This is a genomic window from Streptomyces sp. NPDC001914, from assembly GCF_042891215.1.
Taxonomy (GTDB): Bacteria; Actinomycetota; Actinomycetes; order Streptomycetales; family Streptomycetaceae; genus Streptomyces.
On sequence record NZ_JBIASW010000001.1, the window covers coordinates 1,061,163 to 1,076,405 of the forward strand.

Below are 15,243 nucleotides of genomic sequence, written 5' to 3' on the forward strand. Positions count from 1 at the left end.
GGCGTCGCAGGCCATTGCCGTCGCGCCCGTCCGGCTGTTGGATCCAGGCATCATGACCACCCCGTCGGCCTCCGGCCGCCTCCTCGCCGTGCTCGGCGCCTTCGACCACGAGCACACGGCGCTGTCCCTGACGGACATCAGCCGCCGGGCCCGCCTCAGCCTCACCACCACCCACCGGCTGGTGGCCGCCCTCGCCGAATGGGGCGCGCTGGAGCGGGACGTGAACGGCGTCTACCACGTGGGCCTGCGTCTGTGGGAGCTCGCGGCGCTCGCCCCGCGCGGCCTCGCACTGCGCCAGACCGCCCTGCCGTACCTGGAGGACCTGTACGAAGCGACGCACGAGAACGTGCAGTTGGCGGTCCGGGACGGCGCCGAGGTCGTCTACACCGAGTGGATCTCGGGCCGTTCCTCGGTCGGCGTCCGCATCCAGGTGGGCGCCCGGTGGCCGTTGCACGCGACGGGCGTCGGGCTGGCGCTGCTCGCGCACGCGGAGCCTGCCGTCCAGGACGCCTACTGCGCCGGTCCGTTGGCCGCCTACACCCCGTACACGATCACCGACCCGGGTCGGCTGCGCCGCGCTCTGGCCGAGGTGCGGCGGACCGGCGTCGCGGTGAGCAGCCGTCAGGTCACCGAGGACGCCGTGTCGGTGGCCGCGCCGGTGCGCGGCCCGGACGGCCCGGTCGTCGCGGCCGTGTCGCTCGTCGTGCCCCGGGCCGAGGCCCGGGTACCGGCGTTGATCCCGGCGGTGCGGCTGGCGGCCCGGGGAATCTCCCGCGCCCTCGGCTGGCACCCGACCCCCCACCCCGCCGCCCCCACGGCCTGACCCCAGCCCCGCCAACCCCACGATCTGACCCCCGCCCTGTCGGCCCGGCCACCTGACGCCCACCCCGCCGGCCCGTCGCCCCGCCGACCCCACGATCTGCCCCCCGCCCTGTCGGCCCGGCCGCCTGACGTCCACCCCGCCGGCCCGTCGCCCTGTCGGCCCGACCAGCGGACCTCTGCCCCGCCGAGCCCACCTGATGCCCACCCGGCCGGCCCCACCACCGGCCACCCGCCCCGCAGGCATGACCAGCTGCCCCCACCACCTGACGCCCGCCTGCGTCCGGGCAGGCCACCCGGACGCCTCCCCGGTCCACCGGGCGGAGGCACCCTCTGTCCTCCGTGCTGCGGCGCTCCGCCCGGGTCCGCGCTACGCCGGTCTCAGTCGGGCAGGGCCGCCAGCAGGCGTCGGTCGCGGGGGGCCCGGCCGCGGTCGAGGCGGGTGTCCAGGAGACGCCGAGCGGCCTCGCAGCGGCCCGCCGCCACCAGCGCGTACAGCAGGGTCTCCTCGACGACCTCGCGCTGGGCCGCGCTGCCGCCGACCCGGCCGAGGACCGGCAGCAGGGCGTCGAGCCCCCGGGCCGCTTCGTGGAAGCGCTCCTCGACGAGGGCGGCCAGTGCCTCGCACAGCGGGACGACGACCTCCCGCTGCACCGGATCGGCGCCCGCGGCGTGGTGCCGCAGCCGGCGCAGTCCCGCCAGATCGCCGGCGGCGGTGAGCGCGACGGCGGCGTGCAGCGCGGTGAAGGCGGTCGCGGGCCGTTCCACGATCTCGCGGGCGACGCTGTCGAGCACGTCCGCCACCGGCACCCGGCCCCGCCAGCTGTCGCTGATCCGCGCCCGCCACAGCAGCGACCCCGAGTCGACCAGGGCGCGTACACCGGTCACCCGCCCGGGAGCGAGCTGGGCGAACCAGCGCCGGCGGACGGCCGCGGGATCGTCCAGGGCCAGTTCGTGCAGGGCGATGTGCCAGGAGAAGTGGGCGCGGTGGACGGCACCGCGTCCGTGCCCGGACACCCAGGCGTCCAGCCAGTCGCGGCCGAACTCGTGGGCCCCCGACTCGTAGTGGACGTGGGCGAGGGCGTGCGCGGCGTGTCCGGCGGCGGGCTCGGCGGCCAGCGCGCGCCCGGCCAGTTCGCCCGCCTCGTCGTAGCGCCCCTGGTCCTGCCGCAGGAAGGCGAGGAGGGAGGCCGGGAACCAGTGCCCGTCGTAGGCGGGTGCGGAGCGCTCGACCAGGTCCGACGCGTAGGTGGTGTCGAGGTCGTTGACGCCGGAGAAGGCGATGGTGGGGACGGCGGCGGCGAGCGCCAGCGCGTCGGCGGGGTGGGCGGCCAGATGTCCGAGCAGGGCACGGGTGCCGGTGTCCGGGCCCTCGCCGTGCACGCGCCGGCTCACCACGTCGACGAAGGAGCGTTCGCGCTCGTCGGCCCGTTCCCGCGCGCAGCGCCGCGCCTCGGCCAGGGCTCGCGGTACGTCGACGTCGGCACCGCACTCGTGGCCGAGCAGGGCGAGGGCCGCGTGCCCGAGCGCGAAGCCGGGGTCCAGGGCCACGGCGCGCGCGAAGGCGTCCTCGGCGCCGGCCCTGACCTTGAGGACGCGTTCGAGGCCGGTGCGGTGCGCGGCCGCCGCCTCGGCGTGGGTGGACAGCGGGAGCCCGTGCGTGTCGAGGGGCCGGCGGCGCGCGGGGCGTCGCCGGGCAGCCAGCGGTGCGAGCAACTGCGCGGCCAGTTCGGCGGCTTGGACCCGGATCTCGGGGATCGCCGTGGTCTCCCACAGTTCACCGCGTCGTGGCGCACCGAGGGTGAACACCGCGAGCCCGGCCCCGCCTTCGGCGTCGAGGAGCCGGCCGTCGCGGGTCGTGACGCCGAGGCCGAGTGGGCCGGGCACGGCGGCGCCCGTGTCGAACAGCGAGGCCCACAGCGGGTCTTCGGGGCGCGGCCCGGGCCCGGTGCAGTCGATCACCCAGCCGGCCGTGAGGCGCCGCCCGTCGGAGAGCGTGATCAGTTCGGAGCCGTCGGGCCGGGGGACGGCGTCGGTGATCCGGCCGGTGTGCACGCGCAGGCGCCGAGCCGTGCGGGCCCGGTCCAGCGACTCGGCCGTCGTCGGGGACATCCGGTGCCGGTGCGTGTTCCAGAGCGCGCCCTCGCCGCGCAGGAAGGCGGCGCGTTCCTCGGGTGTGAGGCTGCGCCACAGGCGCGCGGTGTGCGGGCGCAGGCTGTCGAGCGCGGGGCGCCAGTCGCCGTGGGCGCGCAGGGCACGGCCGATGTGGCGGTAGACGGCCCGGCGCAGCCCCGACAGGGTCGGCGCGTCGAGCCCGTCGGGCGAGGCCATGGCCGGTACGGGGTCGAGGGCGTGCGGCTGTGGCAGCAGTCCGGTTCGGGAGAGGGCGTGCACGGTGCGTCCGGGGCGGTCGAGGCTGAGCGCGAGGTCGACCGCCGTGAGCCCGGTGCCCACGAGCAGGACGTCGTCGCCCGGAGCTGTCCGTCCGGGGCCGGCGGGTTCGGCGAGCGGTCGGTCGAGCGCGCCGGGCGCCCAGGGCGAGCCGATGAACCGTTCGGAGGTACGGAGCCGGGGCGGGGCCCAGGCATGGGTCGTGGCGGCCGGTCCGGTGGCGAGGACCACGCTGTCGGCCGTCAGGTCCCGCCCGTCGGCGAGCCGGAGTTCCAGCCTGCCGTCCGGCGTGGCCGCGCATGCCTCCGCCCTGGTCCGCAGCCGGTGCACGGTGACCGTTCCGTGGGCCTGGACGATCGCCTGGGCCAAGGTGTCGGCGAGATAGGCGCCGTACCGGTAGCGGGTGGCGAAGTCCGTTCCCCTGACCGTGGGTTCGCCGTGGCGGCAGAGCCACCGGGTGAAATGGCCGGGGTCGTCGGGATAACAACTCATGCCGCCCGCAGGCACGTTCAGCCGGTGCCGGGGGTCGGTGGTGGCGTACGCGCCGCCGCGTCCGGCCTCGGGGGCGGGGTCGACGAGTAAGAGGTCGAGCGGGGTGCGGCGGCGCGTCGCCGTCTCGCAGAGCTGTACGGCGGTGAGCGTGCCGGCGGCGCCCGCTCCGACGACGGCCACGGTGTGCCTCTCACGGGCTTGGTTCACTGACGCCTCCGGTGTGGGTTGCCGCGGATCCGACAAGCGGAACTTCTCCTTCACTCTTGTGGCCGGAGCGACCGGAAAGGGCGCCCGCAAGAGGTCTTTCACAGAGATCTTAGAGACCGGACAGGGCGCTTCATACTTTGTTCATATTGCAGGGCGGCCCGGCAACCGTGGATTCAGGCCGTCTCTCCCGCCGTCTTCACCGGAATCTCAGGCCGGGGCAGCCGGATTCAAAGAATCAACCCAGGGAAGTCCCGCAGGATGCACCCCCAGTGGTGGTGAACGAAAGACACGAGGAAAGGCGTTCCGTGGACGTCCCTGAGATATCGAACCGGCCCGAGTCCGCACCGCGGGAGCCGGGGCGGGCACGACGGCGTCCAGGACGTCCGGCCTGGTCACGGCGCGGAGTCCTCGCGGCCTTCGGGTCCGCCGTCCCGGCCCTCGCGCTGAGCGGGTGCGGCGCCCCGGCGGGTGCCGCCGAGAGCGAGGACACGAAGGCGACCGCGTCCGCCGGGACAGGTTCCAGGACGAAGAGCCAGGTGAGGACGCCGACGTTCACCGTCTCGCCCGCCGACGGAACGAAGAAGGCGGGCTTCACCTCTCCGGTCGTGGTCTCCGTGACGGACGGCACCCTGTCGGCGGTCGAGGTGTCCGGCAACGACGGTTCCACTCTGGCCGGATCCTTCAACGACGACCGTACGCGCTGGACCTCGGACGGGAATCCCTACTCGGGCACCAAATACACGGTCACGGCGAAAGCGGCGGGCGCCGCCGAGCACACCGCGACGTTCGTCACGAAGTCCCCGGGCGCGACGTTCGCCGGCTATTTCACGCCCGAGGCGAATTCGACCTCCGGCGTCGGCATGCCCGTGTCGATCAACTTCACCCAGGCCGTGAAGGACCGGGCCGCGGTGGAAAAGGCCATCACGGTGACGGCCGAGCCCGCCGTCGAGGTGGTCGGTCACTGGTTCGGGAACACCCGGCTCGACTTCCGTCCCGCCGAGTACTGGGCCGCGGGCACGAAGATCACGCTGAGTCTGCGCCTCAAGGACGTCGAGGGCCCGGACGGTGTCTACGGCGTCCAGTCCAAGGACGTCGTCTTCCACATCGGCCGCCGCCAGGTGAGCACCGTCGACCTCGCGAAGAAGACCATGACCGTCGAGCGGGACGGGTCCACCCTCGCCGCGTACCCGGTGAGCGGCGGCGCCCCTGCGCACACCACGTGGTCCGGGATCATGGTGATCAGCGAGCGGTTCAAGCAGACCCGGATGGAGTCCTCGACGGTCGGGCTCGGCGACGAGTACGACATCGCGGACGTGCCGCACGCCCAGCGCCTGACCACCTCGGGCACCTTCATCCACGGCAACTACTGGGCCGCGTCCTCGGTCTTCGGCAGCAGCAACACCAGCCACGGCTGCGTCGGCCTGCACGACACGAAGGGCGCGAACGACGGTTCCGTGGCGGGCTACCGGTTCTACGAGAGCTCGATGCTCGGCGACGTGGTGGTCGTCCGGAACTCGGGTGAGCGGACCGTCGAAGCGTCGAACGGTCTGAACGGCTGGAACCTGTCGTGGGCCGACTGGAAGGCCGGCAGTGCCCTGTGAGCGACGTGCCCGATGAGCAGACTTCAACCGCCCGCCGCGGGGCGCCCATCGGGCCTTCTCCCTTCCTTCACGCCGTGAACTCCCTTACCCCGTAAGGACTTTCTCGGCTTCACCTCTTGACGATCGGAGTGACAGAGAGCACATTGGCCGCGCACCTCTTTTGAGAGCGCTCTCAAAGCTCCATGGGAGCGCTCCCTCCCCCACCCGCGCACCCCACACTCCGTACGCGAAGAGGCACCCATGAGTGAAACTTCCGGCACGCCCAGACGCCCCGTCAGGCGCGTCCTCATCGCCGTGCTCAGCACCCTGAGCCTGGCGGCGGCCGCCGCGACCGCGGCCACCCTCCCGGCCAACGCGTCGGCGCCCGCACCCCCCTCCGGCTGGTCCCAGGTCTTCGTCGACGACTTCACCGGAGCCGCGGGGAGCGGCGTCAACACCACCAACTGGCAGTACACGACGGGGACGAGCTACCCCGGCGGGCCGGCCAACTTCGGCACCGGCGAGGTCGAGACGATGACCTCGAGCACCAGCAACGTCGCCCTGGACGGCAACGGCAACCTGCTGATCACCCCGCGCCGTGACGCCTCGGGCAACTGGACCTCGGGCCGCATCGAGACCAGGCGCACCGACTTCGAGCCGCCCGCCGGCGGCAAGCTGCGCATGGAGGCGCGGCTGCAGATGCCGAACGTGACCGGCGCGGCCGCCAAGGGCTACTGGCCCGCCTTCTGGGCGCTCGGCGCGCCCTACCGCGGCAACTACCAGAACTGGCCGAGCGTCGGCGAGCTGGACATCATGGAGAACGTCCAGGGCCTCAACACCGAGTGGGCCACGATGCACTGCGGCACCAACCCGGGAGGCCCGTGCAACGAGACCAGCGGCATCGGCAACAACACGCCGTGTACGGGCACGACCTGCCAGGCGGGCTTCCACACGTACGCGATGGAGTGGGACAGGTCGACGAGCCCCGAGGAGGTCCGCTTCTACCTCGACGGCGTCAACTTCCACACGGTGAAGGCGAACCAGGTCGACGCGACGACCTGGACGAACGCGACCAACCACGGCTACTTCATCATCCTGAACGTGGCGATGGGCGGCGGCTTCCCGGGCGCCTTCGGCGGCGGCCCCGACGGCGGCACGGAACCCGGTCACCCGCTCGTCGTCGACTACGTCCAGGTGCTCTCTGCGGCCGGCAGCGGCGGCGGTGGCGGCACCACTCCGCCTCCCACCGGCAACCGTGACGCCTACAGCGCCATCCAGGCCGAGTCCTACGACAGCCAGAGCGGTGTCGTCACCGAGACCACCACGGACAGCGGCGGCGGCCAGGACATCGGCACCATCGCGAACGGCGACTACGCGCTCTACAAGGGCGTCAACTTCGGTTCGTCGGCGGCCACCCAGTTCCACGGCCGGGTCGCGAGCGGCGCGGCGGGCGGGGTCAGCGGACTGGTCGAGGTGCGCCTCGACAGCCGTACGAGCACACCGGTCGCCAGCTTCGCGCTGGCCAACACCGGTGGCTGGCAGTCCTGGAGGACCGTGCCGGCGAACATGAGCTCCGTGACCGGCACCCATGACGTCTATCTGACCTTCACCAGCGGCCAGCCCGCGGACTTCGTGAACGTCAACTGGTTCGACTTCGGTCACTGACAGGCATGGTGACGGACCCTCACATGATGGACCGCCACCCTTGACACCGGCTGAGCGGGACGGACGCACACGGTCCGTCCCGCTCAGCGCAGTTCGGCCCGGAAGGCCACCGGGGTCGCCCCCGTGTGCTGGTGGAAGAACTTCGAGAAGTTGGCCGCGTCGGGGAAGCCGACGGCGGCCCCGATGCGCCCGATCGGCATGTCCGTGTGGGCGAGGAGCCGTTTGGCCTCCAGGACGACCCGTTTGTCGATGAACCCCTTGGGCGTCTCACCGGTCGCGGCCCGCACCGCGCGCACGAGGGTGCGGCGCGAGTATCCGAGGGCGTCGGCGTAGGCGCTGACGCTGTGGTTGACGGCGAAGTCCTTCTCCACCGCGTTCCGGAACCGCGTGAACGTGGTGTCCGTGTGCTCGTGGGCCGCGTCGGCGGAGCTCGCGGCGAGATGGGCGAGGCGCAGCAGGAACGCGGTGAGCGAGTGCCGCAGCACCGCGGTGTGCAGGCTGAGCGGCAGCGTGGTGGTGTCGACGTACTCGCGCTCCAGCTGGGTCAGCGCGTGTTCCAGCGCGGCCAGCCGACCGGCGTCGGGGCGCAGTAGCGGGGGCAGGTCGTAGCGGTAGAGGCCGGTCGCCTCGACCGTGGCCCGGGGCAGGAAGCCGGGCTGCATGGTCAGGACGGTGCCGCGGTAGGGGTCGGCGCTGGAGAAGCGGTGCACCTGGCCGGGCCGGATCCACAGGAGGTCGCCCGCGCGGGCCTCGTACTCGGCGAAGTCGACCATGTGCCGTACGGGCCCCTCGTGGAAGAGCATCACGACGTGGAAGTCGATGCGGTGCACCCGTTCCAGCGGGGCGTCCGCGTGCCAGGTGCGTCCGGTCCCCATCGCGCCGACCTGCATACCCACGCCGGACAGGCTCAGGTCGGCCGGAAACGGAAAGGTCCTGATCCCCTCCCGGCCGCCCTCACCACCGGCGCCGCCTTGGGCGGTTCTGTCGTTCATGTCCTTCTCGCGTCGGCTCGCCACGGCTCCATGTGTCCCACATTCACCGAAGGCTGACACACGGGCACCTTCCCCAGCAAAAGTCTGACTTTTAGGTTTGAAGGCACAGACCTTGTTTCCGTGCTTCCCGTGAGGACTTCTTGAAGATGAGTACGCAGAGCTCCGACGGCTTCACCTGGACCGAGCTCGACCGCCGCGCCGTCGACACCGCCCGCCTCCTGGCCGCCGACGCCGTGCAGAAGGTCGGCAACGGTCACCCCGGGACCGCGATGAGCCTGGCCCCGGCGGCGTACACGCTCTTTCAGAAGGTGATGCGTCACGACCCGGCCGACCCGGAGTGGACGGGCCGCGACCGTTTCGTCCTCTCCCCCGGCCACACGTCGCTGACCCTCTACACCCAGCTCTTCCTGTCAGGTTATGAACTCGGCCTCGACGATCTGAAGGCGTTCCGCACCCACGGGTCCAAGACGCCCGGACACCCCGAGTACGGGCACACCGCGGGCGTCGAGACCACGACCGGACCGCTCGGCCAGGGTGCCGCCAACGCGGTGGGCATGGCGATGGCCGCCCGCTACGAGCGCGGTCTGTTCGACCCGGAGGCCCCCGAGGGCGAGTCCCCCTTCGACCACACCATCTGGGCGATCGTCTCCGACGGCGACCTGGAGGAGGGCATCTCGGCGGAGGCCTCCTCCCTCGCCGGGCACCAGAAGCTCGGCAACCTCGTCTTCGTCTACGACGACAACCACATCTCCATCGAGGGCGACACGGCGACCGCCTTCTCCGAGGACGTGCCGGCGCGCTACGAGTCGTACGGCTGGCACGTGCAGCGCGTCGAGCCCTCGCCCGACGGCGACATCGACGTGCACGCGCTGTACACCGCGCTCAAGGCCGCGCAGGCCGAGACCGGGCGTCCCTCCCTCATCGCGATGCGCACGATCATCGCCTGGCCCGCCCCGAACGCCCGGAACACCGAGGCCTCGCACGGCTCGGCGCTGGGCGCCGAGGAGATCGCCGCCACCAAGCGGCTCCTGGGCTTCGACCCGGAACAGACCTTCCAGGTCGACGCCGACGTGCTCGCCCACGCCCGCCAGGCCCTGGACCGGGGCGCCGAGGCGCACGCCGACTGGGACAAGCGGATCGGTGCGTGGCGCACCGAACGCCCCGAGAACGCGAAGCTCTTCGACCGGATCGTCGCCGGCCAGCTTCCCGAGGGCTGGGAGAGCGCGCTGCCGGTGTTCGAGGAGGGCAGGTCCGTCGCCACCCGTGCCGCGTCCGGCACGGTCCTGCAGGCCCTCGGTGCCGTGCTCCCCGAACTGTGGGGCGGCTCCGCCGACCTCGCCGGCTCGAACAACACCACGATCGACAAGACCAGCTCGTTCCTCCCGGCGGACAACCCGCTGCCCGAGGCGGACCCGTACGGCCGCACGATCCACTTCGGCATCCGCGAGCACTCCATGGCCGCGGAGATGAACGGCATCGCGCTGCACGGCAACACGCGCATCTACGGCGGCACCTTCCTGGTGTTCTCCGACTACATGCGCAACGCCGTCCGTCTCTCCGCGCTGATGCAGCTCCCGGTGACCTACGTGTGGACCCACGACTCGATCGGTCTCGGCGAGGACGGCCCCACCCACCAGCCGGTCGAGCACCTGGCCTCGCTGCGCGCCATCCCCGGCCTGAACATCGTCCGCCCGGCCGACGCCAACGAGACGGCCGTCGCCTGGGCCGAGATCCTCAAGCGGCACGCCGTGAAGCCGGCCCCGCACGGTCTGGCCCTCACCCGTCAGGGCGTACCGACCTACCCCGTCAACCCCGACGCGGCGCGCGGTGGTTACGTGCTGCGGGAGGCGTCCACCGGGACCCCGGACGTCGTCCTCCTCGCGACCGGCTCCGAGGTGCAGCTCGCCGTCGCGGCGCGTGACCTGCTGGAGGCCGAGGGGGTCGGCACCCGCGTGGTGTCGATGCCGTCCGTCGAGTGGTTCGAGGAGCAGTCCCCGGAGTACCGGGAGCGCGTCCTTCCGCCGTCCGTGAAGGCCCGCGTGGCGGTCGAGGCCGGAATCGCCCTGACCTGGTACCGGTACGTCGGTGACGCCGGGCGCGTCGTCTCCTTGGAGCACTTCGGCGCCTCGGCCGACGCCGGGACGCTGTTCGCCGAGTTCGGCTTCACCGCCGACAACGTAGCCGCCGCCGCGCGGGAATCCCTCGCCGCCCTGCGCGGTTGATCCGTTCGCACGAAGGAAGATGATCACTGTGACCGAAGCAACCGCGACCGCGGTACCTCTTGAGCGCCTCTCCGGCGAGGGCGTCTCCATCTGGCTCGACGACCTCTCCCGCAAGCGCATCGAGTCCGGCAACCTGGCCGAACTCGTCGCGACGCGACACGTGGTGGGCGTGACCACCAACCCGTCCATCTTCCAGGCCGCCATCGGTTCCGGCGAGGGCTACGAGCAGCAGCTCGCCGACCTCGCCGTGCGCGGGGTGACGGTCGACGAGGCCGTCCGCATGATGACGACCGCGGACGTGCGCGCCGCCGCGGACATCCTGCGCCCGGTGTTCGAGACGACCGAGGGCCAGGACGGCCGGGTCTCCATCGAGGTCGACCCGCGCCTGGCGCACGACACCGCGGCGACCGTCGCGGAAGCCCGCCAGCTCGCCTGGCTGGTCGACCGCCCGAACGTGATGATCAAGATCCCGGCGACGAAGGCCGGTCTCCCGGCGATCACCGAGGTCATCGGCCTCGGCATCAGCGTCAACGTCACGCTGATCTTCTCGCTGGAGCGCTACCGCGAGGTCATGGACGCCTATCTGGCGGGCCTTGAGCGGGCGCTGGCCGCGGGCATCGACCTCGCGGGCATCCACTCCGTCGCCTCCTTCTTCGTCTCCCGCGTCGACAGCGAGATCGACAAGCGGCTGGAGAAGAACGGCACGGACGGCGCCCTCGCGCTCAAGGGCAGGGCGGCGCTCGCCAACGCCCGTCTGGCCTACGAGGCGTACGAGAGCGTGTTCGGCGCCGCCGACGGCACGGCGGAGGGCGACGCCCGCTGGACGCCCCTCGCCGCGCACGGCGCCCGGAAGCAGCGTCCCCTGTGGGCCTCCACCGGCGTCAAGGACCCCGCGTACAAGGACACCCTGTACGTCGACGAGCTGGTGGCGCCCGGCACGGTCAACACCATGCCGGAGGGGACGCTGAACGCCACCGCCGACCACGGAGACATCCAGGGCGACACGGTGACCGGCGGCTACGAGCGGGCGCGGGCCGACCTGGCCGCGGTCGAGGCGCTCGGGATCTCCTACGACGAGGTCGTCGGTCAGCTGGAGGACGAGGGTGTCGCCAAGTTCGAGGCCGCCTGGGCGGACCTTCTCGACGCGGTGGCGACGTCCCTTCGGGGCAAGGGAGTTGAAGGGGAATGAGCAAGGGTGAGGCGCTTTCCGGCGACGGCCCGCAGGATGCGGCCGCCGCGCCGCAGGGATCCGGTGACCCGGCCGTGGAACAGGACGGCCTGACGCACGAACACCTGACCGGCACGCCCGGCGTCCCGGCGGCCGAAGACCTCGCCGCGGCGCTCGGCGACGCCGCCGGGGACCTCGCCGCCGCGCTCGGCGTGGCGGCGGACTGGGACAACCCGCTGCGCGACCCGCGCGACCGCCGGCTCCCCCGGATCGCGGGTCCCTCCGGCCTGGTCATCTTCGGCGTCACCGGCGACCTGTCCCGCAAGAAGCTGATGCCGGCCGTGTACGACCTCGCCAACCGGGGTCTGCTGCCGCCGGGTTTCTCGCTCCTCGGGTTCGCCCGTCGCGAGTGGGAGGACCAGGACTTCGCGCAGGTGGTGCACGACTCGGTGCGCGAGCACTCCCGCACCGAGTTCCGCGAGGAGGTCTGGCAGCAGCTCGCCGAGGGCATGCGGTTCATCCCCGGCGACTTCGACGACGACACGGCGTTCAAGCAACTGCGCTCGGCCGTCGATGAGTTGGATGCGTCCCGGGGCACCAGCGGCAACTACGCCTTCTATCTCTCCGTACCGCCGAAGTTCTTCCCGAAGGTGGTGCGCCAGCTCAAGAAGCACGGGCTGGCGAGCCCGCCCGAGGGGTCCTGGCGGCGCGCGGTCATCGAGAAGCCGTTCGGTCACGACCTGGCGAGCGCCCGCGAGCTGAACAGGATCGTGCACGACGTGTTCGACCCGGACCAGGTGTTCCGGATCGACCACTACCTCGGCAAGGAGACCGTCCAGAACATCCTGGCGCTCCGCTTCGCCAACCAGATGTACGAGCCCGTCTGGAACCGGTCGTACGTCGACCACGTCCAGATCACGATGGCCGAGGACATCGGCATCGGCGGCCGGGCCGGCTACTACGACGGCATCGGCTCCGCCCGTGACGTCATCCAGAACCATCTCCTCCAGCTCATGGCGCTGACCGCCATGGAGGAACCGGCCGCCTTCGACGCCGAGTCGCTGCTCGCCGAGAAGCTCAAGGTCCTCAGGGCCGTGAAGCTGCCGGAGAACCTGGGCGAGCACACCGTACGCGGCCAGTACGCGGAGAGCTGGCAGGGCGGCGAGCGGGTGCGCGGCTACCTGCAGGAGGACGGCATCGACCCCGCGTCGACGACCGACACCTACGCGGCCGTCAAGCTCCAGGTGGACAACCGCCGTTGGGCGGGCGTCCCCTTCTACCTGCGGACCGGCAAGCGCCTCGGCCGGCGCGTGACGGAGATCGCCGTGGTCTTCCAGCGCGCCCCGCACTCCCCGTTCGACTCCACGGCCACCGAGGAGCTGGGCCAGAACGCGATCGTCATCCGCGTCCAGCCCGACGAGGGCATGACCGTGCGCTTCGGATCCAAGGTGCCGGGTACCTCCATGGAGATCCGGGACGTCACCATGGACTTCGCGTACGGCGAGTCGTTCACCGAGTCCAGCCCGGAGGCGTACGAACGGCTGATCCTGGATGTCCTGCTCGGCGACGCCAATCTCTTCCCCCGTCACCAGGAGGTGGAAGAGTCCTGGAAGATCCTCGACCCGATCGAGGGGTACTGGGAGAGCCACGGCGCGCCCGCGCAGTACCCCTCGGGCAGCTGGGGCCCGGAGGAAGCCGACGAGATGCTCGCACGAGACGGACGGAGCTGGCGCAGGCCATGAAGATCGACCTGACCGACACCACGGCAAGTAAGATCAACAAGGCGCTCGTACGGGGGCGCCGTGCCATCGGCACCCCGGCCGTGGGCATGGTCCTGACGATGGTCATCGTCACCGACGAGGAGAACGCGTACGACTCCATCAAGGCGGCCGAGGAGGCCTCCCGGGAGCACCCCTCGCGCACCCTCGTCGTCATCAAGCGCGTCGCCCGCACGCCGCGCGACCGCACCAACTCCCGCCTCGACGCCGAGGTGCGCGTCGGTTCGGACGCGGGCACCGGCGAGACGGTCGTCCTGCGGACGTACGGCGAGGTCTCGGACCACGCCGACTCGGTGGTCCTGCCGCTGCTGCTGCCGGACGCCCCCGTCGTGGTCTGGTGGCCGGTGGACGCGCCCGCCAACCCGGTCAAGGACCCGCTGGGGGCCCTCGCCCAGCGCCGCATCACCGACATGTACGCCGTCGAGGCACCGCTCGACGCGCTGGAGGCCCGCGCCGGCTCGTACGCTCCGGGCGACACCGACCTGGCCTGGACCCGGCTCACCCCCTGGCGGTCCATGCTGGCGGCGGCCCTCGACCAGGCCCGTACGAAGGTGATCTCGGCGACCGTCGAGAGCGAGGCGCAGAACCCGAGCGCCGAACTGCTGGCCCGCTGGCTGGAGGCCCGCCTCCAGGTCACGACCGAGCGCGTCGTCACCGCGGGCCCCGTGGTGACCGCCGTCCGGCTGGGCACCGAGAACGGCGAGATCGTCATTGACCGCCCCGAGGGCCCGCTCGCGACCCTCTCGCTGCCCGGTCAGCCCTCCCGCACGCTCGCGCTGAAGGTGCGCTCCACCTCCCAGCTGATCGCCGAGGAACTGCGCCGCCTCGACGCGGACGAGATGTACGCCATCGCCCTGCGCGGCGAGGCCCCCAAGGAGACGCCCCGTGTCTGACTACCCCAAGCCCACCCGCCGTCCGGAGTGGGTGGCCCTGGAGGACCACCGCGCGACCGCGCTGCTCCACCCGCGGCTGCGTGACCTGTTCGCCGCCGACCCCGCGCGCGCCGAGCGCTACGTCGTCCAGGTCGGCGATCTGCGGATCGATTACTCCAAGCACCTGATCACCGACGAGACCCTCGCCCTGCTCCAGGAACTCGCCACCGCCACGGACGTGTCCGGGCTGCGGGACGCGATGTTCCGCGGCGAGAGGATCAATACGACCGAGGACCGTGCGGTGCTGCACACCGCGCTGCGGGCGCCGCGGGAGGCGGTGGTCGAGGTCGACGGGGAGAACGTCGTGCCGGCCGTGCACACGGTTCTGGACAAGATGGCCGGCTTCGCGGAGCGGGTCCGTTCGGGTGAGTGGACCGGGCACACCGGCAGGCGTATCAGGAACGTCGTGAACGTCGGCATCGGCGGTTCCGACCTCGGTCCGGCGATGGCGTACGAGGTGCTGCGGCCCTTCACCGACCGCTCGCTGACGGTGCGGTTCGTGTCGAACGTGGACGGCGCGGATCTGCACGAGGCGGTACGGGACCTGGACCCGGCGGAGACGCTGTTCATCATCGCCTCCAAGACCTTCACCACGATCGAGACGATCACCAACGCGACCTCCGCGCGCGACTGGCTGCTCGCCGGGCTCGGTGAGGAGAAGGCGGTCGCGAAGCATTTCGTGGCGCTGTCGACGAACGCGGAGAAGGTGTCGGACTTCGGTATCGACACGGCGAACATGTTCGAGTTCTGGGACTGGGTCGGCGGGCGTTACTCGTTCGACTCGGCGATCGGTCTGTCGCTGATGATCGCGATCGGCCCGGACCGCTTCCGCGAGATGCTGGACGGTTTCCACCTGGTCGACGAGCACTTCCGCACCGCCCCCGCCGAGGCCAACGCCCCGCTGCTGATGGGCCTGCTGGGCATCTGGTACGGCAACTTCCACGACGCGCAGTCGCACGCCGTGCTGCCGTACTCGCACTACCTGTCGAAGTTCACG

The 15,243-nt window shown here is 71.8% G+C and carries 10 protein-coding genes; 8 read left to right on the plus strand and 2 right to left on the minus strand.

Annotation, left to right across the window (positions count from 1 at the left end; genetic code table 11):
* The first annotated feature begins 52 nt into the window (after positions 1-52).
* Positions 53-823: an IclR family transcriptional regulator gene (locus ACFYYF_RS04950; protein WP_388771469.1), complete on the plus strand. Its 771-nt coding sequence runs from the start codon at positions 53-55 to the stop codon at positions 821-823.
* Between the two features lie 377 nt (positions 824-1,200).
* Here ACFYYF_RS04950 and ACFYYF_RS04955 read toward each other — a convergent pair whose 3' ends face one another.
* Positions 1,201-3,909, minus strand: a complete 2,709-nt coding sequence (locus ACFYYF_RS04955) for an FAD/NAD(P)-binding protein (RefSeq protein ID WP_388771473.1) — start codon at positions 3,907-3,909, stop codon at positions 1,201-1,203.
* Between the two features lie 305 nt (positions 3,910-4,214).
* On the opposite strand from ACFYYF_RS04955, the gene ACFYYF_RS04960 reads away from it, so the two are divergent.
* A complete protein-coding gene (locus ACFYYF_RS04960) occupies positions 4,215-5,510 on the plus strand; it encodes an Ig-like domain-containing protein (protein WP_388771475.1) in 1,296 nt (431 codons plus the stop codon).
* A gap of 240 nt (positions 5,511-5,750) precedes the next feature.
* The gene (locus tag ACFYYF_RS04965) at positions 5,751-7,154 is read left to right on the plus strand and encodes a glycoside hydrolase family 16 protein (protein WP_361687329.1); all 1,404 of its coding nucleotides are present in this window, start codon (positions 5,751-5,753) and stop codon (positions 7,152-7,154) included.
* Positions 7,155-7,237: 83 nt separating this feature from the next.
* On the opposite strand, the gene ACFYYF_RS04970 is transcribed toward ACFYYF_RS04965, so the two are convergent.
* Positions 7,238-8,146 (minus strand): helix-turn-helix domain-containing protein, encoded by a 909-nt coding sequence (locus tag ACFYYF_RS04970; RefSeq protein ID WP_388771478.1) that lies wholly within the window; start codon positions 8,144-8,146, stop codon positions 7,238-7,240.
* A gap of 146 nt (positions 8,147-8,292) precedes the next feature.
* Between ACFYYF_RS04970 and tkt the strand changes: the two genes are divergently transcribed.
* The 5 genes from tkt to pgi all read left to right on the plus strand — a co-directional run.
* The gene (tkt, locus tag ACFYYF_RS04975) at positions 8,293-10,368 is read left to right on the plus strand and encodes a transketolase (protein ID WP_388771481.1); all 2,076 of its coding nucleotides are present in this window, start codon (positions 8,293-8,295) and stop codon (positions 10,366-10,368) included.
* A gap of 19 nt (positions 10,369-10,387) precedes the next feature.
* Positions 10,388-11,557 (plus strand): transaldolase, encoded by a 1,170-nt coding sequence (tal, locus tag ACFYYF_RS04980; protein WP_388771483.1) that lies wholly within the window; start codon positions 10,388-10,390, stop codon positions 11,555-11,557.
* A 191-nt stretch (positions 11,558-11,748) separates the two neighbouring features.
* Positions 11,749-13,278 (plus strand): glucose-6-phosphate dehydrogenase, encoded by a 1,530-nt coding sequence (zwf, locus tag ACFYYF_RS04985; RefSeq protein ID WP_361687362.1) that lies wholly within the window; start codon positions 11,749-11,751, stop codon positions 13,276-13,278.
* On the plus strand, positions 13,275-14,207 hold the full coding sequence (gene opcA / locus ACFYYF_RS04990) for a glucose-6-phosphate dehydrogenase assembly protein OpcA (RefSeq protein ID WP_388771485.1): 933 nt from the start codon (positions 13,275-13,277) through the stop codon (positions 14,205-14,207). Before zwf ends, opcA begins: the two co-directional genes overlap by 4 nt.
* The coding region (gene pgi / locus ACFYYF_RS04995; RefSeq protein ID WP_388771488.1) for a glucose-6-phosphate isomerase at positions 14,200-15,243 on the plus strand (1,044 nt) is incomplete at its 3' end. The genes opcA and pgi, both read left to right, overlap by 8 nt.

What these genes read in the sequence shown, in the direction of transcription:
- ACFYYF_RS04970 (WP_388771478.1), bottom strand. Translation starts at nt 8,146, where the DNA reads ATGAACGACAGAACCGCCCAAGGCGGCGCCGGTGGTGAGGGCGGCCGG.
- tal (WP_388771483.1), top strand. Translation starts at nt 10,388, where the DNA reads ATGATCACTGTGACCGAAGCAACCGCGACCGCGGTACCTCTTGAGCGC.
- opcA (WP_388771485.1), top strand. Translation starts at nt 13,275, where the DNA reads ATGAAGATCGACCTGACCGACACCACGGCAAGTAAGATCAACAAGGCG.
- ACFYYF_RS04950 (WP_388771469.1), top strand. Translation starts at nt 53, where the DNA reads ATGACCACCCCGTCGGCCTCCGGCCGCCTCCTCGCCGTGCTCGGCGCC.
- ACFYYF_RS04965 (WP_361687329.1), top strand. Translation starts at nt 5,751, where the DNA reads ATGAGTGAAACTTCCGGCACGCCCAGACGCCCCGTCAGGCGCGTCCTC.
- tkt (WP_388771481.1), top strand. Translation starts at nt 8,293, where the DNA reads ATGAGTACGCAGAGCTCCGACGGCTTCACCTGGACCGAGCTCGACCGC.